General features: G+C 62.6%; 23 protein-coding genes and 1 pseudogene. 10 read left to right on the forward strand and 14 right to left on the reverse strand.

Translation table 11 applies throughout. From position 1 onward, the window contains the following. The first annotated feature begins 143 nt into the window (after window positions 1–143). The gene (locus UF78_RS01950; RefSeq protein ID WP_045160369.1) at window positions 144–761 is read left to right on the forward strand and encodes a TPM domain-containing protein; all 618 of its coding nucleotides are present in this window, start codon (window positions 144–146) and stop codon (window positions 759–761) included. A gap of 31 nt (window positions 762–792) precedes the next feature. On the opposite strand, the gene UF78_RS01955 is transcribed toward UF78_RS01950, so the two are convergent. After that, window positions 793–2,070, reverse strand: a complete 1,278-nt coding sequence (locus UF78_RS01955; RefSeq protein WP_052679268.1) for a tetratricopeptide repeat protein — start codon at window positions 2,068–2,070, stop codon at window positions 793–795. 111 nt (window positions 2,071–2,181) lie between these two features. Between UF78_RS01955 and UF78_RS01960 the strand changes: the two genes are divergently transcribed. Then, entirely contained in the window at window positions 2,182–3,261 is a 1,080-nt protein-coding gene (locus UF78_RS01960) for a GlxA family transcriptional regulator (RefSeq protein WP_045160370.1), read from the forward strand. 92 nt (window positions 3,262–3,353) lie between these two features. On the opposite strand, the gene UF78_RS01965 is transcribed toward UF78_RS01960, so the two are convergent. The 4 genes and pseudogenes from UF78_RS01965 to UF78_RS01980 form a co-directional block, all read right to left on the reverse strand. Beyond that, entirely contained in the window at window positions 3,354–5,321 is a 1,968-nt protein-coding gene (locus UF78_RS01965; protein WP_045160371.1) for an AAA family ATPase, read from the reverse strand. Window positions 5,322–5,790: 469 nt separating this feature from the next. Further along, window positions 5,791–6,078, reverse strand: a pseudogene (locus UF78_RS01970) (cytochrome c); the annotation flags it as partial. A 10-nt stretch (window positions 6,079–6,088) separates the two neighbouring features. After that, the gene (locus UF78_RS01975) at window positions 6,089–8,287 is read right to left on the reverse strand and encodes a xanthine dehydrogenase family protein molybdopterin-binding subunit (RefSeq protein ID WP_045160373.1); all 2,199 of its coding nucleotides are present in this window, start codon (window positions 8,285–8,287) and stop codon (window positions 6,089–6,091) included. 11 nt (window positions 8,288–8,298) lie between these two features. After that, on the reverse strand, window positions 8,299–8,751 hold the full coding sequence (locus UF78_RS01980) for a (2Fe-2S)-binding protein (protein ID WP_045160374.1): 453 nt from the start codon (window positions 8,749–8,751) through the stop codon (window positions 8,299–8,301). A 410-nt stretch (window positions 8,752–9,161) separates the two neighbouring features. Here UF78_RS01980 and UF78_RS01985 point away from each other — a divergent pair, with 410 nt between their 5' ends. From UF78_RS01985 to UF78_RS01995, 3 genes are all read left to right on the forward strand, one after another. After that, window positions 9,162–9,383, forward strand: coding sequence for a hypothetical protein (locus UF78_RS01985; RefSeq protein ID WP_045160375.1), 222 nt, complete (start codon window positions 9,162–9,164; stop codon window positions 9,381–9,383). A gap of 166 nt (window positions 9,384–9,549) precedes the next feature. Then, window positions 9,550–10,029, forward strand: coding sequence for a FecR family protein (locus UF78_RS01990; RefSeq protein ID WP_155397587.1), 480 nt, complete (start codon window positions 9,550–9,552; stop codon window positions 10,027–10,029). Between the two features lie 2 nt (window positions 10,030–10,031). After that, on the forward strand, window positions 10,032–10,625 hold the full coding sequence (locus UF78_RS01995; protein WP_045160376.1) for an OmpA family protein: 594 nt from the start codon (window positions 10,032–10,034) through the stop codon (window positions 10,623–10,625). 6 nt (window positions 10,626–10,631) lie between these two features. Here UF78_RS01995 and UF78_RS02000 read toward each other — a convergent pair whose 3' ends face one another. The 6 genes from UF78_RS02000 to UF78_RS02025 all read right to left on the reverse strand — a co-directional run bounded on the left by UF78_RS02000 (window position 10,632) and on the right by UF78_RS02025 (window position 17,419). Beyond that, window positions 10,632–12,740: a CHASE2 domain-containing protein gene (locus UF78_RS02000; RefSeq protein WP_045160377.1), complete on the reverse strand. Its 2,109-nt coding sequence runs from the start codon at window positions 12,738–12,740 to the stop codon at window positions 10,632–10,634. Window positions 12,741–12,786: 46 nt separating this feature from the next. Next, window positions 12,787–13,167 carry a RidA family protein gene (locus tag UF78_RS02005; protein ID WP_045160378.1) on the reverse strand — a complete coding sequence of 127 codons (381 nt, stop codon included), beginning with the start codon at window positions 13,165–13,167 and terminating at the stop codon, window positions 12,787–12,789. A gap of 92 nt (window positions 13,168–13,259) precedes the next feature. Then, window positions 13,260–15,368 (reverse strand): bifunctional GTP diphosphokinase/guanosine-3',5'-bis pyrophosphate 3'-pyrophosphohydrolase, encoded by a 2,109-nt coding sequence (gene spoT, locus UF78_RS02010; RefSeq protein WP_045160379.1) that lies wholly within the window; start codon window positions 15,366–15,368, stop codon window positions 13,260–13,262. Window positions 15,369–15,428: 60 nt separating this feature from the next. Then, window positions 15,429–15,692: a DNA-directed RNA polymerase subunit omega gene (gene rpoZ, locus UF78_RS02015; protein WP_025240123.1), complete on the reverse strand. Its 264-nt coding sequence runs from the start codon at window positions 15,690–15,692 to the stop codon at window positions 15,429–15,431. A 175-nt stretch (window positions 15,693–15,867) separates the two neighbouring features. Continuing rightward, window positions 15,868–16,488: a guanylate kinase gene (gmk, locus tag UF78_RS02020; RefSeq protein WP_045160380.1), complete on the reverse strand. Its 621-nt coding sequence runs from the start codon at window positions 16,486–16,488 to the stop codon at window positions 15,868–15,870. A gap of 67 nt (window positions 16,489–16,555) precedes the next feature. Then, entirely contained in the window at window positions 16,556–17,419 is an 864-nt protein-coding gene (locus tag UF78_RS02025; RefSeq protein ID WP_045160381.1) for a YicC/YloC family endoribonuclease, read from the reverse strand. Between the two features lie 211 nt (window positions 17,420–17,630). Here UF78_RS02025 and rph point away from each other — a divergent pair, with 211 nt between their 5' ends. Both rph and UF78_RS02035 read left to right on the forward strand, forming a co-directional pair. After that, a complete protein-coding gene (gene rph, locus UF78_RS02030; protein ID WP_045160382.1) occupies window positions 17,631–18,353 on the forward strand; it encodes a ribonuclease PH in 723 nt (240 codons plus the stop codon). Between the two features lie 19 nt (window positions 18,354–18,372). Next, complete coding sequence (locus tag UF78_RS02035; RefSeq protein ID WP_045160383.1) at window positions 18,373–18,741, forward strand: DUF4870 domain-containing protein; 369 nt, start codon at window positions 18,373–18,375, stop codon at window positions 18,739–18,741. Between the two features lie 76 nt (window positions 18,742–18,817). Here UF78_RS02035 and UF78_RS02040 read toward each other — a convergent pair whose 3' ends face one another. Then, the gene (locus tag UF78_RS02040; RefSeq protein WP_045160384.1) at window positions 18,818–19,597 is read right to left on the reverse strand and encodes an exodeoxyribonuclease III; all 780 of its coding nucleotides are present in this window, start codon (window positions 19,595–19,597) and stop codon (window positions 18,818–18,820) included. Window positions 19,598–19,681: 84 nt separating this feature from the next. Between UF78_RS02040 and pyrE the strand changes: the two genes are divergently transcribed. The 3 genes from pyrE (at window position 19,682) to UF78_RS02050 (ending at window position 21,293) form a co-directional block, all read left to right on the forward strand. Next, entirely contained in the window at window positions 19,682–20,323 is a 642-nt protein-coding gene (gene pyrE / locus UF78_RS02045; RefSeq protein WP_045160385.1) for an orotate phosphoribosyltransferase, read from the forward strand. A gap of 43 nt (window positions 20,324–20,366) precedes the next feature. Next, window positions 20,367–20,612 (forward strand): hypothetical protein, encoded by a 246-nt coding sequence (locus tag UF78_RS22815; RefSeq protein ID WP_155397588.1) that lies wholly within the window; start codon window positions 20,367–20,369, stop codon window positions 20,610–20,612. A gap of 96 nt (window positions 20,613–20,708) precedes the next feature. Further along, window positions 20,709–21,293 carry a DUF4124 domain-containing protein gene (locus UF78_RS02050; protein ID WP_045160386.1) on the forward strand — a complete coding sequence of 195 codons (585 nt, stop codon included), beginning with the start codon at window positions 20,709–20,711 and terminating at the stop codon, window positions 21,291–21,293. A 73-nt stretch (window positions 21,294–21,366) separates the two neighbouring features. Here UF78_RS02050 and argB read toward each other — a convergent pair whose 3' ends face one another. Both argB and algC read right to left on the reverse strand, forming a co-directional pair. Next, window positions 21,367–22,266 (reverse strand): acetylglutamate kinase, encoded by a 900-nt coding sequence (gene argB, locus UF78_RS02055; protein WP_045160387.1) that lies wholly within the window; start codon window positions 22,264–22,266, stop codon window positions 21,367–21,369. A 15-nt stretch (window positions 22,267–22,281) separates the two neighbouring features. Beyond that, a complete protein-coding gene (algC, locus tag UF78_RS22960) occupies window positions 22,282–23,673 on the reverse strand; it encodes a phosphomannomutase/phosphoglucomutase (RefSeq protein WP_196298631.1) in 1,392 nt (463 codons plus the stop codon). Window positions 23,674–24,123: the final 450 nt, after the last annotated feature.

A 24,123-nucleotide genomic window follows, 5' to 3' on the forward strand; every position in this document is an offset into this window, starting at 1 on the left:
CCGGTGGCTGGTGAGCCGACGGGCCGCGCGGCGAACCCCAACGAATCACGGACAGGATCGCGTGGCGGGCTGGCATCCAGCCACCGGGTCCTCGAACCGATAAGCGCTGCACAACGAGAACCTTCATCGATGATTAACAGGCAATGACCCTACTGACCGAAAGCGAACTGCAACAGGTTGCCGAGGCGATCGATCGCATCGAACGCGACACCGATGCCGAACTGGTGACGGTGCTGGCGGCCCAGGCCGACGACTATCGCTATATCCCGCTGCTCTGGGCTAGCCTGCTGGCGCTGCTGCTACCGGGTGCGCTGCTGTTCTTCAGCGGATGGCTGACGGCCTGGCAACTGCTGCTGGTGCAATGGCTGACCTTCATCGTACTGGCGGTGGTGTTCCGCATTCCGAGCCTGACCAGCCGGCTGATTCCGCGTTCGGTGCGGCACTGGCGCGCCTGCAACCTGGCGCGGCGGCAGTTCATCGAACTGAACCTGCACCACACCGCAGCGGGTACCGGGATGCTGATCTTCGTCTCGGAAGCCGAGCGCTACGTGGAAATTCTCGTGGACCAAGGCATTTCCAGCCGTATCGATGACAGCACGTGGCAGTCGATCGTCGACGCCTTCTCCGAAGACGTGCGCAACGGCCAGGTGCTCGAAGGCTTCCTTCGTTGCATCGAGACCTGCGGTTCACTGCTCAAGCAACACGTGCCGGCGACCCACGAGCGCAACGAACTGCCGAACCATCTGGTGGTGCTGCCGTAACGGAGGGCGGCATGGCCGCCGCCCCCTTGGCTTACTGCATGCGACGCTGCTGGGCGAGCAGCTCGCGCTCACGGATGAGGGCACGCGCCAGGCTGTTCTGCCCGCTGCGGCGCGCGGCGTGGATCAGCGTCTGGTCCAGCAGGTCACGCTGGGCGTGGCTGCCACCGAACAGATGAGCCTGACTGCGAACGGGCCGCAGCCGCTCCACACACTGCCCATATTGCCCGGCCACGAACGCCACGACGGCGTCCACTCCTGGCTCGCCGACCAGGCGGGTGAAGCGGGCGTTGTCGTCCTCCCGACTGCAGGCGCGCCGCTGTGCCTCGCGCAGCCGCTCAAGCAGGTCATCGCGGCCGCTACAGGCGAATGCCATCGCGGCATGAAAATCGTTGAAGGCGTAATTGCCGTCCGAGGCCATCGCGGACCAGCGCTCGGCCACAGCGCTCCAGCGATTACCGACGTCAATGTCCAGCAGGTGCAAGCGCCACAGTAGCGCGCTGGCATCGATCAGCTCCAACGCCAGCGTACCCTCACTGCCTGCGATGGGGCCGTCGAACAGGGCCAGTACCCGGTCGGATTCGCCCTGCTCCAGATAATGCAGCGCCAGGTGCCACCAGTTGTGCACGGCGAGCATGCTGTCCTGTTGCCAGGCCGAATTGCCATGCATCCACGCAATGCCTTCTTCACGCCGGTCCTGCATTTCCAACACATGCGCGACGGCATGCTGAGCCCAGGCATCGTCGGCTTGCAGCGAAATCGCCTCACGGCCGAAGCGTTCCGCGTGGCGATAGTCGCCGGTCTCTTCTAGGCCGAAGGCATACATGCCGAGCAGCGCGTGGTAGCCGGGCACGTCCATGGACCAGTCCGGCAGCACCCGTGCGACACGATCGCGCAGCATGCGCGCGTCACCGGTGAAGAAATCCAATTGGTGCCCGGCCTGCAAGGCCAGCAGGTCATGCGGATACTCAATGCTGAGGTCTTCCAGCGTGCGGCCGGCCGCGTGCCAGCGCCCGCCGATGAGCTGCCCCAGCGCCTGAAGATGACGGGCCTCGCGGTCGTTATGCGGCAACGCCAGGGCGCGCTCCAGCGAGGCTTGCGCCACCGGTAATGCGGCGGCTTCGGTACCCAACATATATAGCCAGGCACGCAGGATGTATCCCATCACCAGTTCGGGGGACGCTTCGAGCGCGGCTTCGGCGGTGGCCAGCGGATCGGTGCGAAGGCAGCGCAACTGCGTGAGACCGAGGTCGAGCAGGACCTGCGCCTCACTGTTGCAACCGGTCAGTTGGTATCCATGTGCGTCTTTCATTGTTCTATGCTCCAGGAGTCCAGTTCGCTGGCAGGGGCCAGCGGAGCCATAGTCGTGGTTACGGGCGAGTCGGACCAAAGCCATCCTGGAAACAAAACGGCCATTTCCGCCATGACTCGTTCAGATAATGCTGAAAGCCTGCCACCCCTCACTGTTGCCCTGCTGGCAACTCCGGACACCACTGCCTCGACGCTGTTCGGACTCTACGATTTGCTGCTGGGAACCCGCCGTGACTGGCAGCAGCTGATGAACCAGGATGACGTCGAGTCGCCTTTCGCTCCGCTGATCATCAGCCGAGACGGCCTGCCGTTGCGGGTGTACAACGACGTGCCGGTGCATCCTCATGCGAGTCTTGACAACGCCCCGCCGCCAGACGTGGTGATCATTAGTAATCTGGCAATCAGCCCTTGGGAGCCGCTGGATGATCGTTATGATCGCGAGGCGCGTTGGATGTGTGAGCGCTATGAGGCCGGCGCGACACTCGCGGCCGCTTGTTCCGGGGCGATATTGCTGGCGCGTACGGGGCTGCTGACAGGGTGCGAAGGCACTTCTCACTGGGGCTACTGTGAATGCCTGCGGCGGGAATATCCGGACGTTCACTGGCAGCCGGACAAGGCATTGGTTAATGCCGGTATCGGGCAGCGGCTGGTAATGTCCGGCAGCGGTAGCAGCTGGCACGCGCTGGGGCTGTTTCTTATCGCCCGCTTCGTGGGCGCCCGGGAAGCCATGGAGGTGGCGCGAATGAACCTGTTCGACTGGGATGCGACCAGCCCGTTGGCCTATGCCGCGATGATGCGCAGCGGTCAGCTTTCCGATCCGGTCATCGCCCGTTGTCAGGAATGGGCGGCCCAGCATTACGAGGCCGACGCGCCGGTGGCGGCGATGGTGCGGATCAGCGGACTGCCGGAGCGGACCTTCCAGCGCCGTTTCGCCCAGGCGACCGGCCTGTCGCCGCTGGATTACGTGCACACCCTGCGGCTAGAAGAGGCCAAGCAGTTGTTGGAAAGCGGTGACCTGCCGGTGGAGGCGATCGCCTGGGAGGTGGGTTATCAGGATGCCGGCTTTTTTGGCCGCCTGTTCCGACGCAAGGTCGGCTTGACGCCCGCCCAGTACCGCCGACGCTTCGGTGTGTTGGCGCGGCGTCTGGCCGGCGTGGCGACACTGCAAGATACGGCACTGGGTGCGCACTGAGGGTGAAGGGCGGTAGGGCGTGTCGTTTGTACGGTACCGATTGATGATCTGAGCCAGGCGCCCGCCGTCGTTACCGGCGGCGGGCGTCTGCGTCAGAGCATGCCCGGGCCGTCATCTTCGGGTTGCTCAACCGGAGTCAGGTCGAGGAATGGGGCGTTCTCCATGGCGCTGGCCGCGACGCGATCGATGCTGCTCATGGCATGGCCGATGATCGAGCTGACGCTGGCTTCGTGATGGTGCTCGGGCAGCCGGTCGATGGCCGCGAGTACCTCTTCGCCGGGCACCGTTTCCTCGGCCAGCAGACGCTCGGCGATTTCGTCCAGTGCAGGCTTCAAGCGCTGCAGCAACGCCATGCAGTCGCGGTCCAGCTGCTTGAGCAGGGTGTCCGCCGCGCGGATGGATTCGCCCGAATCGTATTCGATATGGGCATCACGTACTGCCTGCAGGCTCAGCAGCGAACCGTTCGGGCCCATGCCCAGCGCACCGACCATCGACAGAGCGATCTTCGAGGCCTCCTGCAGATCCTGACCGGCGCCGGACGACACCTCATTGAAGTACAGCTGCTCGGCGCCACGGCCGGCCAGCAGCATCTGGATGCGGTTGCGCAGCTCGGACTCCATGTGCAAGCGCTTGTCTTCCACCGGCGTCACCAGCGTCACGCCCAATGCCTGGCCGCGCGGCAGAATGGTGACTTTTTCAACCCGACCGACTTTCAGCGCGGCGGCCACCAACGCATGACCGGCCTCGTGCACGGCGATGCGCTTGCGATCGTTGGCCGACATCGGCGTGACGCCCGATGGTTGTTCGCCAATACGACAGGTTTCCACGGCATCAACGAAGTGCGACATGCTGACTTCGCTAGCGCTGCCACGCGCCGCGAGCAGGGCGGCGTGGTTGGCGATATAGGCGATGGCGGCGGGCGTCAGGCCGACGGTGTTGCGTGCAAGCTGAGGGAAATCCAGGTCCTGGCTGGCGCGGATCTTCCCGGCGTAGAGGCGGAACAGCGCTTCCCGATCACCGAGCCCCGGCAGGCCCACCGCAATCGAACGGTCGAAGCGGCCTTCGCGGACCAATGCCGGGTCCAGCGAGTTGGGGAAGTTGGTCGCGCCCAGCACCAGCACGCCGCTGGCGCCGTCGAAGCCATCCATCTCGGCAAGGAACTGGTTGATGATGCGGTTGCTCTCGGCGTCGCTGGAGCGCTGTTGCTCGGCGCGCTTGCCGATGCCGTCGATTTCGTCGATGAAGATGATGCACGGCGCCTGCTTGCGCGCGGTGCGGAACAGCGCCTTGACCTTCTGGATGCCAACGCCGAAATACATCGAGGAAAAGTCGCTGCCAGTGACTTGAATGAAGCTGGCATTGGACTCGGTGGCCAGCGCCTTGGCCAATTGCGTCTTGCCGGTGCCGGGCTCGCCGGTGAGCAGCACGCCCTTGGGCGGGCGGGCGCCCAGCGCGACGTAAGCGGCGGGGTCGCGCAGATAATCGGTGACGTCGGTGAGCGCCTGCTTGGCCTCGCTGGCGCCGATCACATCGGCGAACCCGATGCCGCTGCCTTTACGCTGCACGCGGAAGGCCTGGCTCTTGAATGCCAGGTAGCTGAGCGCACCGACCAACAGAAGGATAAAGGGGGCATAGGGCACCAGCGCCTTGTACCAGGGCGCCTCGCCATCGGTTTCGAACAACGTCAGCGGGAACAGTTGGCCTTCGTTGCTGACGTAATGATTGAGCAGCAGTTGGGCTACACGGCCGGACTGGTCCGGTATCCAGTAACGCAGGCCGTCGTTCAGGCTGACATAGACGGCATTCTTGCCCAACGCGGCGCTGGCGATGCGGTCGCCGCGCAGGTCGCTCATCAATACCGAGAGATCCTGACGATTGGCTTCCCAGGGGTCGGTGGATGCCTGAAGCGCTTCGAGCATGCTGGCCGCCGCACCTGTGGCAGGTGCGGGTGGAGCGGCGGATTTGAATTGCCAGTAGGCCAGGCAAGCGGCAACGGCGAGTACCAGCAATACGGAGAGCACAGGGCCGCGGCGACCTTGTAGCAGACGTGGTGTTTTCATTTCACATCCAATCGGGGAAGCCCGATGTTTTGACAAACAACCGCCTTGGGCGGACCACAGTTGTTCACGGGGAAGTCCCGTTAGCGCCAATTGGGTGACGCTGGGCAGTACGGGCTTGCGGGATGCGATTTATATGCCGGACTGCGATTCGGGCGCTTCGGCTCCGATAGCCGGCGAGGATACGGCAAGTGCCATCATGCGCGCGGCTTCGCGACGAATGGCGGTCTGGTTTACGACGAATGACCGCCCGGGCGCGGAACGAAGCGGCAGCAATGAACTACGCGTTGCGCGGGTGTGGTGGGGCTCGACGGGTCTTGTCGGCCCGCTCGGAAACGCCGTCGGCCAGCCTCTCCGGGATGAACAGCAGGACGTCCCTGGCGTGACCGCGAGATGGCCGTGTGCCAGGTGACGTTCGCCGTCAGGAAATGCGGTCCCCGCACCAGCGCATGCAAGGGGCCTCGGCGCCATCCTGCTGCATGGCTTCGACGAATTCGTCGTCGCTCCAGTTGCCGATACCGGTCTCCTTGTCCGGGGTGATATTGGTCGTGTACAGCGTGCCGAACGGCAGCTTTACCGGCAGGCCGCCGGCATAGGGCTCGCCGCCTTCGGTGACGTGGCAGGCCAGGCAGTCGGCGGCGCGAGTCAGGTACTCGCCGCGCTCGATCAGCGCCTGATCAGCGGGCTGCGCCAGCACGGCCGCAGTGGAAGTGGCAAGCGCGACACCCAGCAGGCCGCGAAGGGGGACTCGAATCGTCATACTGGGCTCCTCAGATCACGTAATAGCCGGCGCGCGCCAACGGCAGGCGACGGATGCGCGTGCCGTTGGCGGCCGCCAATGCATTTACCAGCGCCGGCGCGATCATCGCCGTGCCTGATTCGCCGACCCCGCCGGGCGCCTCGCGGCTCTCGACGATGTAGGTTTCCACTGGCGGTGCTTCGCTGATGCGCAGCTGGCGATAGTCGTGGAAATTGCTCTGTTCAACGCGCCCTTCGCTGACGGTTATTTCGTTGAACAGCGCGGCGGACAGCCCGAACAGCGTGCCGCCCTCGATCTGCGATTTGACCGACACCGGGTTCATCACCTGGCCGCAATCGATCGCTACCACCAGACGCTTGAGCTTGATGCCCTTGTCCTCGCTCACCTGCAACTCGACGACCGTGGCCAGGAAACTGCCGAACACCTCCTGCACCGCCACGCCGCGGCCATGCCCCGCCGGTAGAGGATCGCCCCATCGGGCCTTTTCCGCGGCAAGGCGCAATACCTGCTGGGCGCGCGGGTGGCTGCCCAGCAGCGCCATGCGGTATTGCACCGGATCGCGGTCGACGCTGCGCGCCACTTCGTCGATGAAGCTTTCCAGCATGTAGGTGCTGCGCAGCGCTCCGACACCCCGCCACCAGGACTGATGCAACGCCTTGGGCGGGACCGGCACGTAGTTCACGCGCAGATTCGGCAGGGCGTAGATCGGGTTCTGAGCCACCTCGACGGCATCGCTGTCCAGACCGCTTTCTGGAACCGCTGCAGGGGCGAAGCGCGCCAGCACCGAGGCACCGGCAATGGTGTGGCGCCAGCCTTGCAGTCGCCCCTGATCGTCCAGCGCCGCCGCAAAACGGTCGATGTAGTACGGGCGGTACATGTCGTGAGTGGTGTCTTCCTCTCGACTCCAGGTCAGCTTGATCGGGTAGTCCACTTTCGCCGCGATGGCCACGGCCTGGCTGATGAAATCCACTTCCAGACGCCGACCGAAGGCGCCGCCGATCAACTGGTTGTTAACGATGACCTGTTCCGCCGGTCGCCCGGAGGCTTCGGCGGCCGCGGTCTGCGCACGTACCGGTACCTGGGTGCCGACCCAGAGCTCCACGGCATCGGGGCGGACCTGGGCCACGCAGGTCATGGGCTCCAGCGCCGCATGGGCGAGAAAGGGCATTTCGTATTCGGCCTCGAAGGTTTTCGTCGCATCCTTCAGCGCCTGGTCGATATCGCCCTGTTCGGTGGCCACGGCGCCGGGCTTGTCCAGCGCCTCCTTGATCTCGCGCTCCATCTGCGCCGAGTCGATGCCGGCGTTGTCGCCGTAGTCCCATTCGATTTCCAGGGCCCGCAAACCGGCGAAGGTGGCCCAGGTGTGTTCGCCGATCACCGCCACGGCATTGTCCAGGCGGATCACGTCGATCACCCCACGAACCTTGCGTGCGGCCCGATCATCCAGGTTGAGCAGGGTGCCGCCGATGACCGGGCAGGCGCGTGCCGAGACGTACTTCATGCCGGGCAGCACCAGATCAATAGTGAAACGCGCCGTGCCATTGACCTTGGCCGGCGTGTCCAGACGCCGGGTCGGCTTGCCGATCAGCTTGAATTGTTCGGCGGGCTTGAGCGGGATGTTTTCCGGCACGGGCAGCTTCGATGCGTCATCGACCAGCTCGCCATAGCCAAAGCTTCGTCCGTCCGGCCCGAGCACCCGCCCATTGTCGGCACGCAACTGGTCGGCGCCGATCTGCCAGCGCTGCGCGGCGACCTGGATCAGCAGGAGCCGCGCCGCCGCCCCGGCCTGACGCAGCGGTTCCCAGTTGCTGCGGATCGAGGTCGAACCGCCGGTGGCCTGGAAGTTGAGCAGCTTGTCGTTATAGATCGCCTCGTTCGGCGGCGCTTCCTTGAGCGTGATCTGATCGAGGCCGATCTCCAGCTCTTCGGCCACCATCACCGCCAAGCCGCTTTGCGCACCCTGTCCCATCTCGATCTTCGGCACGGTGAAGGTCACCTGCCCGTCGCGGTCGATGCTGATGAAGGCATCCAGCGCCGTAGCGTTGGACATCGGCTGATCTTCGGGGCCCTCGTTGAGCACTTGCTCGGCGAAGCTTCGGCCGGCGAACGGCATGCTGAAACCGATCACCAGACCGCCCAGGGCGAGGCTGCCGACCTTCAACAGATGTCGGCGCGAAGGGGATTGCAGCCTGTTGTCAGGGTTGGCCATCTTGCGCCTCCTCATGCCTGGGCGACGCGCTTGATGGCGCTGCGAATGCGGGTGTAAGTGCAGCAGCGGCAAAGATTACCGGCCATGCCCTGATCAATGGCCTTGTCATCGGGCTGCGGATTTTTCTCCAGCAGCGCGACGGCCGACATGATCTGCCCGCACTGGCAATAACCGCACTGCACGACCTCGTCGTCCAGCCAGGCCTGCTGTACCTGCTGGCCGAGCTCGGTGTTGCCGATGCTTTCGATGGTCAGGACTTTGCGATCCTTCACCTCACCGACAGGCAGCACGCACGAGCGTGCTGCCTGTCCATCGAGGTGAACCGTGCAGGCGCCGCATTGGGCGATACCGCAACCGTACTTGCTGCCTGTCAGCCCCAGCACATCGCGTAGGACCCAGAGCAGGGGCATGTCTTCGGGAACGTCGACCTCCAGGTCGGCGCCGTTGATCGAAAGTGTCAGCATGAATCGGGACCTCGCATCAGGCTCTAAAGCGAGCGCGCGTTATGGTTGGTTTGGTGCGCGCCTTAGAACGAGACAACGAGAGAAGCGAAAGTTGCCCACATCGAGGCAACTAATTGGCTCGCGGAGCACGGGCCGGTTCAGGCCTCGACCACCGCTGGCGACGCCGCCGATGCCCGCTGTGACCGCAGCGACAAGCACACCATCATCGGCACCAACGCGAATACGCATATCCAGCGGCAGCTCGCTGAGCAGCGACGGCCGGGGGCCCCCGTGGGTGGCGGATCGACAGCGAAAAAGGAAGCAAAAAGGCCTATCCGATGAACGGTCTGCTGAGCGTCGGGTCATCAGCGAAATCATCGAGGATTCGTAGTAAATAGCCTGCCTTTCGCATTCAGAGCAGTACCCGGCCCATGTCCACCCTCACCGAACTGGCGCAGCAGATCGCCGCGTTGTACCCCCTTCAAGACAAAACCGCCGGCAAGCGCTATCGCATCGTCAGCCAACTGGCCGGGATGACCGAGTTGGAAGAGATCAATGGCGTCCCGCGCTATGTCGACACTCGTCAGCTCGATGATCGACAGCTATGGGACGGCGCGCCTGCGCGGCCTGTTGATCGAGTCGCCAGCGTCTAGTCGAAATACCGTTCCCAGCGTAACGAGACTGAGCAAGACGGCGCTCTGCGGGGCAGGCCTCCCGTTGCGCTTGTATTTGCCGAAGGCCATCCGGCATTCTGCGACGTCAGCCTGACGGGGGTGTCAGGCCAAGGCATGGGCCTGAGCGGGCCTTACGGAGACGGGAATGATGATGTGCGAAAGCGGCTTCGCCGTGCTGCAGGGCGTCCGGCCATTGTTGATTGCCGGCTTGCTGACGTTGGCCCCGGTGGGGCAGGCGCAAGAGTTGATCGAGCCGATCGGCTACATCATGAAGGTGCAGGGCGAAGCGACGGTCACCAGCCGCGGCCAGACCATCGATGCGGCCCTCGGGCAGGCGGTGATCCTCGGCGCGGTCCTGCGCACCGGTGCGCAAGGCTCTATGGGCCTGACGCTCAGCGACAATACGGTGCTGTCCTTCGGTCCCAACAGCGAATTCGCCGTCGACGAGTACGCGTTTGAGCCGGCCCGCGAGGAGCTGCGGCTGAGCGCCCGCATCACTCGCGGTACGCTGAATTTCATTTCCGGCGTGATCGCCAAGCTCAGGCCGGAGGCGGTCGAGTTGAAAACGCCCACCGGAACCATCGGTGTTCGCGGTACGCATTTCCTGGTAAAGGTCGGCCAGTGACCATGGCGCGCCGATTAGCCCTGGCGTTGCTATGCAGTGTGCTGCTGTCAGGTTGCGTGAGCGGAGATTACGTAGTGCTGCTGGAAAACCCTGACGGCTCCACCGGCGCGGTTCTGGTGGCGGACGCCAGTGGCCAGACCCGGCTCGACCGTTCGCATCAGGGTGTAACGATTGGCAGCGGCGGGGCCGGAGCCAGGCCGTTCACCGTCGGTGAGCTACGAATCTCCCGCGACTTCTCGGCGGCGCTGGCGGCACAGCCGGCCTTGCCACAGCGCTTCCAGCTCTATTTCAAGATCGGCAGTGCCGAGCTGACCGAGGAGTCGCAGCGAGCCTTCGAGCAGGTCGTCGAAGCGATCCGTCTGCGCGGGCCCTCCGCCGTCTCGGTCATCGGCCATACCGATACGCTCAGCGGCCCGATCTGGAACGAGCAGCTGGGGCTTATCAGGGCTAAGGCCGTGGCTCACAAGCTGCGCGGCCGAGCCATCGAAGTGATCGACCTGAGGGTGTCTTCCCATGGCGAGCGCAACCTGCTGATCCAGACGCCGGATGGTGTGTCCGAACCGCGCAATCGTCGGGTCGAAGTCAGCGTTCGCTGAGCCGCCTCACTTATCCGTCATCAATATCCGCTCGCCACGCTGTCCGGTCCGTAGCCGCTGCAGCTGATAGCGCACCAGGGCATCGTCCGGTCGCTCGGCATGTAGCCGTTCGAAGGCCTCGGTAGCATCTTCGTGTTCGCTGGCGAGCAGCCTGTAGGCCGCGTCGTAATCGTTATCTTGCGTGGCTTCGCAAGGCTCGTAGAGGCGGATCGGTCGGCTCTTGCCCTTGAGCAGCACATCGCCAATGGCCCGCATCGGTACGCTCGGATTGGCCGCGCGGACCGTTTCCGAAACGCAGAGATCGGTGCCCAGGTAGCGGTTCAGGCCTTCCAGACGCGCCGCCACGTTGACCGCATCTCCTAGCGCACGGTAGTCGAACAAAGTGGCACCACCGAAATTACCGACGACCACCTCGCCGCTGTGCGCGCTGATGCGCGTGCGCCCCAGAGGAATGCCGAGGGCATGCTGGGTGGCGGTGTAGGTTCGGGTGAAGCGGCGAATCTCCATGGCGCAGGCCAGGGCGCGGCATTGGTGGTCGGCCTGCATCAGCGGCGCTGAGAAGAGGATCGCCATGCCGTCGCCGACGATGCGCTCGAGCGTGCCTTCATGGAGGAAGGCAATCTGAATGATGCCCTCCAGGTACTCGTTGAGCATGCCAACCACCTGTTCTGGTGACTGACGCTCCATCAGGGTGGTGAAGTCGGTGATATCGGTGAAGACGAAACTGCAGCAGCGCCTTTCGCCGCCGAGCTGCAGCTGTTCGGGGTGGCGCACCAGATGCCTGACCAGGTTCGGTGAGATGTAGCGCGAAAAGGCCTCACGCAGCCAGCGCTGTTGATGCTCGCTGGCGCGGTGCCGCGCCAGGCTGACGCCGAGGTAGACCAGCAGCAGGCCGATCGACAGAGTGAGGGCATCGAGCAGCAAGCCGTGACGCGAATAGGCCCACCAGGCGAGGACGTTCAGTGCCGTCAGCATGATCGCGACGACCCAGGCCCCGGTGAGCGCCCCGCTACCGAGCGTGAGGGCGCCGAGCAGTAATCCAGCGAGCAGGAGCGTCAGCGCTTCCAGTGGACTGGCCCAGAACGGGCGTTGCAGCAGCGTGCCGTCCAGCACCTGCTCGATTGCCTGGGCATGTATCTGGACACCAGGAAGTATTTCGCCGAGCGGGCTGAAACGCAGGTCCTGCAGGCCCTGCGCCGAGCTGCCAATCAGCACGATGCTGCCTTGGAACCGCGCAGCGGACGCCTCTTGCAGCACACGCCACGCCGGTACGCTCTGACTGCTCGGGTCGCGACGATAGTGCAGCCAGAGTTCACCCTGACGGTTGGTGGGCAGCGTCAGCGGGCCGATGCCGACCTGCTCGACTGCGCCACCGTCAGTGGTTTCGATGCGGTAACGATTCTGTCCGAGGTAGATTCGCAGCGCTTCGGCAGACAGTGAAGGAAACAGCCGTTCACCGACGCGAATCATCACCGGCACGCGTCGCACCACGCCATCCGCATCGGGCTGAAAGGTCATAGCACCGCTGCCGGCTGCGGCCCTGTCGAGCAACGGCAAAGCGCTGACGGTTCCTGCGTAGGTGGCAAAACGGGGTTGCTCGGCCTTCGCGCTCGACTGGACGCCGAAGCGACTCGACGGTGAGGTTTGCGAAGGCGAGCGTGTGGAGGCGAAACCCAACACGCTGGGCTGCCGTGCGAGCGCGGCGGCGAACAGCTGATCATGATCGGGCAGGGCGCTTAGCTGTCTGGCCAGTTCAGGCGAGAGCGTCGGCAGGCTCAGAAGCCGCCGCGGTGAGCTGCGGTCCGGCTCGGCGAAGAGCACATCGAACACCACTACCGCGGCGCCGGCCCGGTGCAGGTGCTCCAGCAACTGGGCCAGCAGATCGCGTGGCCAGGGCCATTGGCCAAGGCGGGCGAGGCTGGCTTCGTCGATATCCACCACCCGGACCGGCGTCTGCGCCGGCGTCGCTCGCGGCTGCCAGCGTTGGTATTGATCGAACAGGCTGTTGCGCAGGCTTTGCAGTATCAGCGGTTCGGCTAGGTACAGCGCGCAGGCGGCGAGCAATCCGGCCATTGCCAACAGCAGGCGCGGGGCCAGGGCGCGGGGCGATATCATCAGTCGCGCTCCCTGCAACCGCTCGTGTTGGCTAGCCTGCCGAGGTTCAGTCGAGTACCAGAATCGCGTCCATTTCCACCTGTGCGGCCTTCGGCAGCGCGGCGATGCCAATGGCGGCGCGAGCAGGATAGGGCTGTTGGAAGTAGCGGCTCATGACCTCGTTCACCGTGGCGAAGTTGCCGAGATCGGTGAGAAAGATGTTCAGCTTGACGATGTCCTTCAGCGAGCCACCGGCGGCTTCGGCCACGGCCTTGAGGTTCTCGAACACCTGCACGGTCTGTGCTTCGAAGCCTTCCACCAGCTCCATGGTTTTCGGATCCAGCGGGATCTGGCCGGACATGTAGACGGTATTGCCAGCCTTGATTGCCTGGGAATAGGGGCCGATGGCGGCGGGGGCGTTGTCGCTGTGAATCACGGTCTTGCTCATGGGGTGCTCCGATAGAAGAGTGCGGTCCCAGAGGATACGGGCTGAAGCGAGCGGGCAAAAGCCCCGTGACGAGGGTAGAACTGGCGGAGTCGCTAGGCCTTCATCCGGGTGATACGCATGACGCCCTTGATCGCCCGCAGCTTCTTGATCACCCGGGCCAGATGCACGCGGTCATGCACGCTGACCACCAGTTGAACGACGCTGATCCGGCCGTCGCGCTCGTCCATACCGATCTTCTCAATATTGCCATCGGCGGCATTTACGCTGCCGGCCAGCAGGGCGATCAGGCCGCGCTGGTGCTCCAACTCGACGCGCAATTCGACGTTGAACTCGCCGGTGACGTCCTTGGACCAGGACAGCTGAATGCACTTGTCAGGGTTGTGCCGAACATCGGCAATGTTCCGGCAGGTATCAAGGTGCACCACCATGCCTTTGCCGGCAGACAGATGACCGACGATCGGGTCGCCTGGGATCGGCGTGCAGCATTTGGCGTAGTTCAGTACAAGACCTTCGGTGCCTCGAATCGCCAGCGGTCCCTCGGCGCTGGGTGCTTGTTCGCCTTCGCTTGCGAGCAGTCGGCGAGCGATGACGTAGGCCATGCGATTGCCCAGCCCGATGTCTTCGAGAAGATCCTCGACGACATCCATGTGATATTCATTGAGCACGGCCTGGATACGTTCCGGCGAAACCTTCTGCAGACTGGTTTCGAAGCCGGTCAGCGCTTTGTTCAAAAGTCGTTCGCCGAGGTTGATCGACTCAGAGCGGCGCTGCAGCTTGAGCGCGTGACGAATGTGCGTGCGTGCCTTGCCGGTGACCACGAAGTTGAGCCAGGCCGGGTTCGGGCGTGCGCCCGGCGCGGTCACGATCTCCACAGTACAACCGCTCTCCAGAGCTTGTGACAGCGGCGCCAGGCGACGATTGACGCGACAGGCGATGCAGGTATTGCCGACGTCGGTGTGCACCGCGTAGGCGAAGTCCACCGCGGTCGAGCCCTTGGGCAACTCCATGATGCTGCCCTTGGGTGTGAAGACATAAACCTCGTCCGGGAACAGGTCGATCTTCACGCTTTCGATGAACTCCAGCGAATTGCCGGCCCGCTCTTGCAGTTCCAGCACGCCCTTGACCCATTGCCGTGCGCGGGCATGGGTGCCCTTGGGGGCTTCCTCGTCGTTGGATTTGTACAGCCAGTGCGCGGCGATGCCGTTATTGGCCATCTCTTCCATTTCGCGGGTGCGGATCTGGATTTCGATGGGCACGCCGTGCATGCCGAACAATGTGGTATGCAGCGACTGGTAGCCGTTGGCTTTGGGAATCGCGATGTAATCCTTGAACCGACCGGGCAACGGCTTGTAGAGGCTGTGCACCGCCCCGAGCACGCGATAGCAGGTGTCGACCTTGTCGACCACGATGCGAAAGGCGTAGACGTCCATGATCTCGTTGAACGCCTTGCGCTTGCCGCGCATCTTCTTGTAGATGCTGAACAGGTGCTTTTCGCGGCCCACTACCTCGCCGCCGAGGCCTTCGCGTTCGAGGCAGTGGATCAGTGACTGCTCGATCTTTTCGACGATCTCGTTGCGGTTGCCCCGTGCGCGACGGACCGCGGCGCGGATGCGCTCCGAACGCATCGGATGCATGGCTTTGAAGCCCAGATCTTCGAATTCCACGCGCATGGCGTGCATGCCCAGCCGGTTGGCGATGGGCGCATAGATTTCCAGGGTTTCCTTGGCGATCCGGCGGCGTTTCTCGCCCGCCAGCACCTCAAGCGTGCGCATGTTGTGCAGACGGTCGGCGAGCTTGACCAGGATCACACGAATGTCGCGCGCCATGGCCATGGCCATCTTCTGGAAGTTCTCCGCCTGGGCCTCGGCCTTGGTTTCGAATTTCATCTGGGTCAGCTTGCTGACCCCATCCACCAGCTCAGCGACGGTTTCCCCGAACTGCGCGGTGAGCGCTTCCTTGGCAATGCCGGTGTCCTCGATGACGTCGTGCAGCATCGCGGCCATCAGGCTTTGATGGTCCATGTGCATGTCGGCGAGGATGTTGGCTACCGCGAGGGGGTGGGTGACGTAGGCTTCACCGCTGCGTCGACGCTGGCCGTCGTGGGCCTGCTCGGCGTAGAAATAGGCTCGGCGCACCTGGTTGACCTGGTCTGCGCCGAGGTAGGTCGACAGGCGATCGGCAAGAGCGTCTATGGCTGGCAAGGGATTGCTCCTTGCCGGCTGGGCGCTGTGTTTGCGGTTCGACTTCGACCTGGCATTTAATCAGAGGGCCTCGTTGGACTCTTCCTCGTACTGCACGAACAATGGCTCGTCGTCGACGATGTCGTCTTGGGCAATGACGTCGTAGTCCACCAGCCCGGAGGCGATTTCACGCAGAGCGACCACGGTCGGCTTGTCATTTTCCCAGGCCACTTTAGGCTCCTTGCCGCCAGTAGCCAGCTGACGCGAGCGCTTGGTGGCGAGCATGACCAGCTCGAAGCGGTTATCTACGTTGTCCAGACAGTCTTCAACGGTAACGCGGGCCATGGTGTTCCTCATCAATAACGGTAAAGCATGCCCGAATGGGCGAGCGGACGGGATAGTCTAAAAAATCACCAGCCATTAGGGAAGCGGTAAAACGTTTCCGCAGCTGCGCTGGCGGGCAGCCAAGCCTCATCAGCACTCGCGTAGCCGGCTGCTGCGGCCGGCCACCGCGACAGGCTCAGGCCAGCAATTCTTCCAGGAGGCCGCGAAAACGCTGCTGCTGTGACGCTTGCAGCAGCTGATTGGCGCGGAAGATCGCCTGCAGATCGATCAGGGCGTGAGCGAAGTCGTCGTTGATCACGAGGTAGTCATATTCGACGTAATGGGTCATTTCGCTGACCGCCTCGCGCATGCGTTTTTCGATCACCTCATCACTGTCCTGGCCGCGGTTGGTCAGGCGTTGGCGCAGTGCTTCCTGGGTGGGAGGAAGAATGAAGATCGACTTGGCCTGCGGCATCAGTCGACGGACCTGCTGGGCGCCCTGCCAGTCGATTTCCAGGATCAGATCGTAACCTTCGCCCAGCGTCTGTTCGAGCCAGCGCTGCGAGGTGCCATATAGGTTGCCGAAGACTTCGGCATGTTCGAGAAACTCGTCGTGTTCCAGGCGTTCGAGAAACTCTTCCCGGCTGACGAAGTGGTAGTTGACGCCATCCACCTCGCCCGGGCGCATGGGGCGAGTGGTGTGCGAAACCGAGACTCGGACCTGCGGTTGCGCATCGAGTAGGGCTTTGACCAGGCTGGTTTTGCCGGCCCCGGAAGGCGCGGAAACGATGTAGAGCGTACCGGTGGAGGCTGACATGGGGTTCTCTGTACGGTTGCTGGGGTATGCCTGGCGGCCTATCGCCATTCAAGACCAAGCGTAGTTGCTATTCGATGTTCTGGACTTGTTCGCGCATCTGCTCGATGAGCACTTTCAGGTTCACCGCCGCTTGGGTGCTGCGCGGATCGAACGCCTTGGAACCGAGAGTATTGGCCTCACGGTTGAGTTCCTGCATGAGGAAGTCGAGACGTCGACCGGCGGCGCCGCCGGACTTCAACACTCGTCGCACTTCGCTGACGTGCGTGCTGAGGCGGTCCAATTCTTCGGCGACGTCGCTTTTCTGTGCGAGCAATACCAGTTCCTGCTCGAGCCGTTGCGGGTCCAGTTCGACACGCATCTCGGCGCAACGATCGAGAATTTTCTGTCGCTGAGCGGCGAGCATCTGCGGGACCTGGGTGCGAAGCGTGGCTGTCTCTTCGGCGACCGCGTCGAGGCGCTCGTTGATCAGGCGGGCCAGTTCCTCGCCCTCGCGCTGGCGCCCGCTCTTCAGCTCCGCCAGCGTAGCGTGGAACAGCTGCAGGGCGGCGCTGTTGAGCGCCTGAGGATCGGCTGAGTCGCCGACCAATACGCCCGGCCAGGACAATATCTCCAGGGGGTTGAGGGGCGCGGGCTGCTTGATCAGTGCGGCGACGCTCTCCGCCGCTGCTATCAACTGGCTGGCGCGCTGGCTATCCACCTGCATCGAGCGTCCGGCGGCGTCCTCGGCAAAACGCAGCGTGCATTCGACCTTGCCGCGCGATAAACCCTTGCGCAATGTCTCGCGGACAAGACCTTCCAGATCCCGGAAGGCTTCGGGGAGACGCAGATGCGGTTCCAGATAGCGATGGTTTACCGAGCGGATCTCCCAGCTGAGGGTGCCGTGGTCGCCGGCCTGCTCGGCACGTGCGAAGGCGGTCATGCTGTGGATCATTGGGTAACCCCTCGGTACGGTGCGAAAGGCGAAGGATTGTAAAGGAAAAACCAGATATTGGCGTCGCGCATCGTCTTCCGTCGTGTTGGGCCGATGGCGTGATGGCGGGGTCTTTACGTACGCGACTGCCGAATGGCTCGGCAGTGGCCCTTATTGTTGGCCGGGACCTCTATAATGGCGGCTACTCATTCCCAGAAGCAGGACAAGCCTCATGAAACGACCCAGTGGCCGCACCGCCGACCAGCTGCGTTCGATCCGCATCACCCGCAATTACACCAAACATGCCGAGGGGTCGGTGCTGGTGGAGTTCGGTGATACCAAGGTGATCTGCACCGCCAGCATCGAGAACGGCGTGCCGCGTTTTCTCAAGGGGCAGGGGCAAGGCTGGTTGACCGCCGAGTACGGCATGCTGCCCCGCGCCACGGGCGAGCGTAACCAGCGCGAAGCCAGCCGTGGCAAACAGGGCGGTCGCACCTTGGAAATCCAGCGGCTGATTGGGCGTTCGCTGCGTGCATCGCTGGATATGAGCAAGCTGGGCGAGAACACCATCTACATCGACTGCGATGTCATTCAGGCCGATGGCGGTACCCGCACCGCTTCGATTACCGGCGCGATGGTGGCGCTCGTCGATGCCCTGAAGCTGTTGAAGAAACGCGGCGGACTGAAAGGCGGCGATCCGCTCAAACAGATGGTCGCGGCGGTTTCGGTGGGTATGTACCAGGGCGAGCCGGTGCTCGATCTGGATTATCTGGAAGATTCTGCAGCCGAAACCGACCTGAACGTGGTGATGACCAGTGCCGGTGGTTTCATCGAGGTGCAGGGCACTGCCGAAGGCGCGCCGTTCCAGCCGGAAGAGCTCAACGCCATGCTCGCGTTGGCGCAAGAAGGCATGAAAGAGCTATTTGCGCTGCAGTTGGCCGCGCTCGCCGATTGATCTGAGAAAGGAGAACGCCATGTCTGGTCAGGAGCTGATACCTCAACCCTCTTCGCAAGCGCGGCAGTGGGCGATGTTCTGTCATTACTCGGCGTTCTTCTGGTTTCTGGTGCCGATGATCGGCAACGTGCTGGGGCCGCTTATCGTCTGGCAGCTGAAGAAGGACATGGATCCTTTTGTCGACGAGCAAGGCAAGGAGGCACTGAACTTCCAGATCACCTTCAGCATTCTGCTGATGATCTGCGGCGTGCTGGCCTGGATCCTGATCGGTTTTCCGCTGATGGCGTTGATCAGCGTGGTAGCGTTGGTGCTAGTGGTGATTGCCGGCATCCGTGCCAATGAAGGCAAGCCTTATCGCTACCCGTTTTGCTGGCGGATCGTCAAATGAACGCTGGCGTCTGTCTATAGACGAAGAAAGAACCGGGTAGACGGCCCTGCGCTTTCCGGCAGCGTCCAGCTTGGGCTTAAAGGCTCAGGGTCCAGTCGTAATCCACCACCAGCGGGGCGTGCTGGGAAAAGCGCGGCTGCCGGGGCAGACGGGCGTTACGCACGAAGCGGCGCATGCCTGAGGTGAGGATCTGGTAATCGAAGCGCCAGCCCAGATTGAGCATCTGCGCCTGCTCGGTGTCAGGCCACCAACTGTAGAGGTCGCCCTCCCGGCTGGCTTCACGCAGGGCGTCGACATAACCCATGTTGCCGAATATCTCGTCGAGCCAGGCGCGCTCGGGCGCCAGGAAGCCGGTGGCCTGCTGACAGTCGCGCCAATTCTTCACGTCCAGCTTCTGGTGAGCCACGTACAGCGAGCCGCAATAAATGTATTCGCGACGCTTGCGACGTTGTTTGTCCAGGTAGTGGGCAAAGTCGTCCATGAACTTGAATTTCTGGTTCAGGTCTTCATCGCCGCCGCGGCCGGTTGGCAACAGCAGACTGGCGATGCTGACCTTGTCGAAGTCGGCCTGGAGGTAGCGACCGTAACGGTCGGCCGTTTCGAAACCGAGCCCCATGATTACGGCCTTGGGCTGCAGTCGGGAGTAAAGCGCAACGCCACCCTGTTCCGGGATTTCAGCGTCGACGGTATAGAGGAAATAGCCGTCGAGCTGGTAGGCCGGATCATCGAGTTCTACTACGGAGGCGCGGGTATCCTGCAGGCAGATGACATCGGCATTCTGCGCTTGCAGCCAGCTGAGAAGACCCCGCTGTGCCGCCGCTTGAATGCCATTCACGTTGACGCTGATGATCCGCATAAATGGCCCCTAAAAACACGTGCGTGTATGATAACCCAAGCTCTTCGCAATTAGCTAAGCCAGTGTCTTCCGGGAATATTCTTCATGCAGGCGTACCAGCGCGACTTCATTCGCTTCGCCATCGAGCGCGGGGTTCTGCGCTTCGGTGAGTTCACTCTGAAATCCGGGCGCACCAGCCCCTATTTCTTCAATGCCGGTTTGTTCAATACCGGCTCGGCGCTGGCGCAACTGGGGCGCTTCTATGCAGCCGCCGTGGCTGACAGCGGTATCGATTTCGACGTGATCTTCGGTCCGGCGTACAAGGGCATTCCCCTTGCGGCAGCGACGGCGATTTCGCTGGCCGAACATCATCAACGCGATCTGCCCTGGTGTTTCAACCGCAAAGAAGCCAAGGATCATGGCGAAGGCGGCACCCTGGTGGGGTCGCCACTCGCTGGTCGCGTGCTGATTGTCGATGATGTGATTACCGCCGGCACGGCGATCCGTGAGGTCATGCAGATCATTCGTGCCCAAGGCGCGGAAGCGGCTGGCGTGCTGATCGCGCTCAATCGACAAGAGCGTGGTCAGGGCGAGTTATCGGCCATTCAGGAAGTTGAGCAGGACTATGGCATGCCCGTGGTGAGCATTGTTTCGTTGGCTCAGGTGCTGGAGTTTCTGGCTCAGGATCCACAGCTCAGTCAGCACCTGCCGGCGGTTGAAGCGTACTGCGATCAGTACGGGATCTAAGCTTTGCGCCGATCAGTCATCGGCTTCGAAGACGTGGTCGTGTGTGATCGCCTTGGAGGTTATCCAGTCTGCTGGTCTGCTTTTGTCAGCAACTGACGAATTGCGACGGTTCGCGCCTCAAAATCGAGTGGTGGTGCGAATTTTCCGTTTGATTTTTTCAAAAATCGAAGCTGAGCGCGCGCTTCGTTCTGGCCATATCCGCGCGATTATGGATCGGGCGATCTCTGCGTGGCGGCAGCTCATACAGGTCGGTCGCTCAGTTGGTGTGCTTATTGCTGCACGAGTGTGACGGGGTTTGTATAAGCTGAGTCCCTTCGGACATTAAAAAGAATCAGGCGTTTCGAGTGGCTGTGCCGAACGCACCGAATACGGAAGAGGCTGGAATATGCATAGAGGGAGCCGCGCGCTGTTGCTGTTGGGTCTGTTGGGAGCGGCGGTTGCGCAAGCTGACCTGTATCGCTATGTCGATGACAAGGGTGTCGTGGTGCTCAATCGTCAAGGCGTTCCGCCCCAGCATATCGGCAAGGGTTATGAGGTGCTCAATGACCAAGGTCGCGTGACCAGGGTGGTGCCGCCTGCACCTACCCCGGAAGAGCGCCAGCGCTTGCTCGAAGCCAAGGCGCGCGCCAGCTCGGATGCCCAGCTGCTGCGTTTGTATGCCAGCGTCGAAGATGTCGAGCGCGCCAAGGTGCGAAAGCTGTCGGAGCTCGACAGCGTAATCGGTATCACCCACGGCAATTTGCAGTCGTTGCGCGATCAGCAGGCCAATCTGCAGAGGGAGGCTGCGAATCACGAGCGCGCCGGTCGAGAGGTGCCCAAACAGCTGCTGACTCAGATCGATAACCTCAACAAGGAACAAGCCAGTCTGCGGCGTGACATCGATCGCTACAAGCAGGCCCGCACGCAGGCTGAGGTCAGTTTCGCTAAAGAACGCCAGCGGCTCGGCGAGCTGCTCGGGCAATCGGAATAGATCCGCGAGCAAGCCGAAAATAAAAACCCCAGCGCTTCAAAGAAGGCTGGGGTTTCTATTGGTGGCCCGAAAGCTACTTGCGGTTGGTGATCAGCGTGCCGACACCAATGTCGGTGAAGATCTCCAGCAGCACTGCGTTGGGTACGCGACCATCGATGATATGGGCACTGTGTACCCCGCCCTGTACCGCCTCCAGAGCGCAGCGGATCTTGGGTAGCATGCCGCCGTAGATGGTGCCATCGGCGATCAGTTCGTCGACTTGCGTCGTGGTCAACCCAGTCAGTACCTGACCCTGCTTGTCCATCAGGCCGGCAATGTTGGTCAGCAGCATCAGCTTCTCGGCTCTCAATGCTTCGGCCACTTTGCCGGCGACCAGGTCGGCGTTGATATTGTACGACTCGCCATCAGCGCCGACACCGATCGGGGCAATAACCGGAATGAAGTTGCCATGAACCAGCATCTCCAGCAGCTCGGTGTTGACGCCAGTGACTTCGCCGACATGGCCGATGTCGATGATCTCCGGTGAGGTCATCTCCGGTGTCTGACGGGTCGCCTTGAGCTTCTTCGCGCGGATCAGTTTTGCGTCCTTGCCGGTCAGGCCGATGGCCGCGCCGCCGTGCTGGTTGATCAGGCTGACGATGCTCTTGTTAACCTGCCCGCCGAGTACCATCTCCACCACGTCCATGGTCTGGCTGTCGGTGACCCGCATGCCGTCGATGAAGTGGCTTTCGATGTTGAGGCGCTTGAGCAGATCGCCAATCTGCGGGCCGCCGCCGTGCACCACCACCGGATTGATGCCCACCGCCTTCATCAGCACGATGTCGCGGGCGAAGCCGGTTTTCAGCTCCTCGCTTTCCATCGCATTACCGCCGTACTTGATGACCAGCGTCTTGCCGACGAACCGGCGAATATAGGGCAATGCTTCGGATAGAACCTGGGCGAATTGGGTGGCGGCTTCACGGCTGAGGGTCATGCAGGGCTCCGCAGGTCAGAACGGCAGGGTGAGATCAGGCGCGACAGTATAAAGCTGGGCGCGGAAGACTTCCTGTATGCGTTTGAGCTCTTCCTCGTTTTCAGCCTCGAAACGCAGCACCAGCACCGGCGTGGTGTTGGAAGCGCGGACCAGCCCCCAGCCTTTTGGATAGTCGACACGCACGCCGTCGAGCGTGGTGATGTTGGCCTCACCCCAATGGGCGTCGCGGTGCAACGCGTCGATGATGGTGAACTTGCTTTCCTCGGTGACCTTGATGTTGATCTCCGGGGTGGACAGGTCGTTGGGGAATGCCGAGAACACCTGTTCGGCATTGCGCTTGTCCTGGCTGAGAATCTCCAGCAAGCGAACGGCGCTATAGATGCCGTCGTCGAAGCCGTACCAGCGCTCCTTGAAAAAGATATGGCCGCTCATCTCGCCCGCGAGCAGGGCGCCGGTTTCCTTCATCTTTTTCTTGATCAGCGAATGGCCGGTTTTCCACATCACCGGACGACCGCCGTAACCGCTGATCAATGGCGTCAGGCGGCGCGTGCATTTGACGTCGAAGATAATGTCGGCACCCGGGTTGCGTGACACCACGTCCTTGGCGAACAGCATCAGCAGGCGATCAGGGAAGACCACGGTGCCGGCATTGGTCACCACCCCGACACGGTCACCGTCGCCGTCGAAGGCCAGGCCCAGGTCGGCATTTTCCGATTTGACCTTGGCGATCAGGTCTTCGAGGTTTTCCAGCTTGCCCGGGTCCGGGTGATGGTTGGGGAAGTTTCCGTCTACATCGCAGAACAACGGGATGACGGTGCAGCCCAACGCTTCGATCAGCTGCGGGGCGATCACGCCGGCGACGCCGTTACCACAGTCGACCACGACCTTGAGTGGCTTGGCCAGCGCGATATCGTCGCGGATACGTTTGAAATAGCTCTCCAGCACGTCAACCTGTTCGGCCTGGCCAACGCCTTCGCTGAGGTTGCCGGTTTCGATGCGCTGGCGCAGCGCCTGAATCTGCTCGTTGGCCAGGGTGTCGCCGGCGATGACGATCTTGAACCCGTTGTAATCCGGTGGGTTATGGCTGCCGGTGAGCATCACCCCGGACTTGCCGGCCAGCACGTTGGCCGCGTAGTAGAGCACAGGGGTGGGCACCATACCGACATCACTAACGCTGCAGCCGCTGTCCACAAGGCCTTGGATAAGGTGTTCGACCAGCTCTGGGCCGGACAGACGGCCATCGCGGCCGACCGACACATTCGGCTCGCCTTTAGCCAGGCTTTCGGAACCGACCGCGCGGCCTATCCAATAGGCGGTGTCGTTGGTCAAGGTGTCACCGACGACGCCACGGATATCGTAAGCACGAAAGATGCTGGCAGGCAGTTGCGGGGCTTTGGGGGCACTCATTGCGGTTTCTCGCTCCTTGGGATCGAGGCCAAGCCAGTCCTGGTCCTCGTCGAGAATGTCGATGTCGAGAATATCGGTGTCCTGGTACAAAGGGTCGACGTACTCGGTGGATTGGGATTGCTGAGCTGCCGGCTGCGGTGTGGCAGAGGCTTTGGTCGTCACCGTTCCGGCGGTTCGCAGCGGCAGGCGAACCAGACTCTTGGCCAGCGCGTCGAGCGCCGGCAGGCTCAAAGTCGGTGTTTTGATGGTTCTGCCGGCGGAGAGTTCCTGGACCATTCGACCCAAATGCATGACATCGTCGCGAAGCCTTCGCTGCTGCGTGCTCAGTACCAGTTGCAGGCCCAGCAAAAGGCCACCGAGTGCTGCGAGAGCCGCGGCCAGCAGCAGAAGCGGAGGCAGCGTCGTGGTACTCAGCGCTGCGCCGGGCAGAAAGCTGAGCTTCCAGTTCGG

Origin of the sequence: Stutzerimonas stutzeri (assembly GCF_000952685.1) — a bacterium.
Classification (GTDB): domain Bacteria; phylum Pseudomonadota; class Gammaproteobacteria; order Pseudomonadales; family Pseudomonadaceae; genus Stutzerimonas; species Stutzerimonas stutzeri_E.

Bases quoted from the DNA above. Each gene is read 5' to 3' on its own strand.
- UF78_RS01980 (WP_045160374.1), bottom strand. From the start codon at position 8,751: ATGCTGACACTTTCGATCAACGGCGCCGACCTGGAGGTCGACGTTCCC.
- rpoZ (WP_025240123.1), bottom strand. From the start codon at position 15,692: ATGGCCCGCGTTACCGTTGAAGACTGTCTGGACAACGTAGATAACCGC.
- UF78_RS02035 (WP_045160383.1), top strand. From the start codon at position 18,373: ATGTCTGGTCAGGAGCTGATACCTCAACCCTCTTCGCAAGCGCGGCAG.
- UF78_RS01975 (WP_045160373.1), bottom strand. From the start codon at position 8,287: ATGGCCAACCCTGACAACAGGCTGCAATCCCCTTCGCGCCGACATCTG.
- UF78_RS01965 (WP_045160371.1), bottom strand. From the start codon at position 5,321: ATGAAAACACCACGTCTGCTACAAGGTCGCCGCGGCCCTGTGCTCTCC.
- UF78_RS02040 (WP_045160384.1), bottom strand. From the start codon at position 19,597: ATGCGGATCATCAGCGTCAACGTGAATGGCATTCAAGCGGCGGCACAG.
- argB (WP_045160387.1), bottom strand. From the start codon at position 22,266: ATGACCCTCAGCCGTGAAGCCGCCACCCAATTCGCCCAGGTTCTATCC.
- UF78_RS02005 (WP_045160378.1), bottom strand. From the start codon at position 13,167: ATGAGCAAGACCGTGATTCACAGCGACAACGCCCCCGCCGCCATCGGC.
- UF78_RS02025 (WP_045160381.1), bottom strand. From the start codon at position 17,419: ATGATCCACAGCATGACCGCCTTCGCACGTGCCGAGCAGGCCGGCGAC.
- UF78_RS01995 (WP_045160376.1), top strand. From the start codon at position 10,032: ATGGCGCGCCGATTAGCCCTGGCGTTGCTATGCAGTGTGCTGCTGTCA.
- UF78_RS01960 (WP_045160370.1), top strand. From the start codon at position 2,182: ATGACTCGTTCAGATAATGCTGAAAGCCTGCCACCCCTCACTGTTGCC.
- UF78_RS01990 (WP_155397587.1), top strand. From the start codon at position 9,550: ATGATGATGTGCGAAAGCGGCTTCGCCGTGCTGCAGGGCGTCCGGCCA.
- UF78_RS02000 (WP_045160377.1), bottom strand. From the start codon at position 12,740: ATGATATCGCCCCGCGCCCTGGCCCCGCGCCTGCTGTTGGCAATGGCC.
- UF78_RS01950 (WP_045160369.1), top strand. From the start codon at position 144: ATGACCCTACTGACCGAAAGCGAACTGCAACAGGTTGCCGAGGCGATC.
- UF78_RS02050 (WP_045160386.1), top strand. From the start codon at position 20,709: ATGCATAGAGGGAGCCGCGCGCTGTTGCTGTTGGGTCTGTTGGGAGCG.
- algC (WP_196298631.1), bottom strand. From the start codon at position 23,673: ATGAGTGCCCCCAAAGCCCCGCAACTGCCTGCCAGCATCTTTCGTGCT.
- gmk (WP_045160380.1), bottom strand. From the start codon at position 16,488: ATGTCAGCCTCCACCGGTACGCTCTACATCGTTTCCGCGCCTTCCGGG.
- UF78_RS01985 (WP_045160375.1), top strand. From the start codon at position 9,162: ATGTCCACCCTCACCGAACTGGCGCAGCAGATCGCCGCGTTGTACCCC.
- rph (WP_045160382.1), top strand. From the start codon at position 17,631: ATGAAACGACCCAGTGGCCGCACCGCCGACCAGCTGCGTTCGATCCGC.
- pyrE (WP_045160385.1), top strand. From the start codon at position 19,682: ATGCAGGCGTACCAGCGCGACTTCATTCGCTTCGCCATCGAGCGCGGG.
- UF78_RS01955 (WP_052679268.1), bottom strand. From the start codon at position 2,070: ATGAAAGACGCACATGGATACCAACTGACCGGTTGCAACAGTGAGGCG.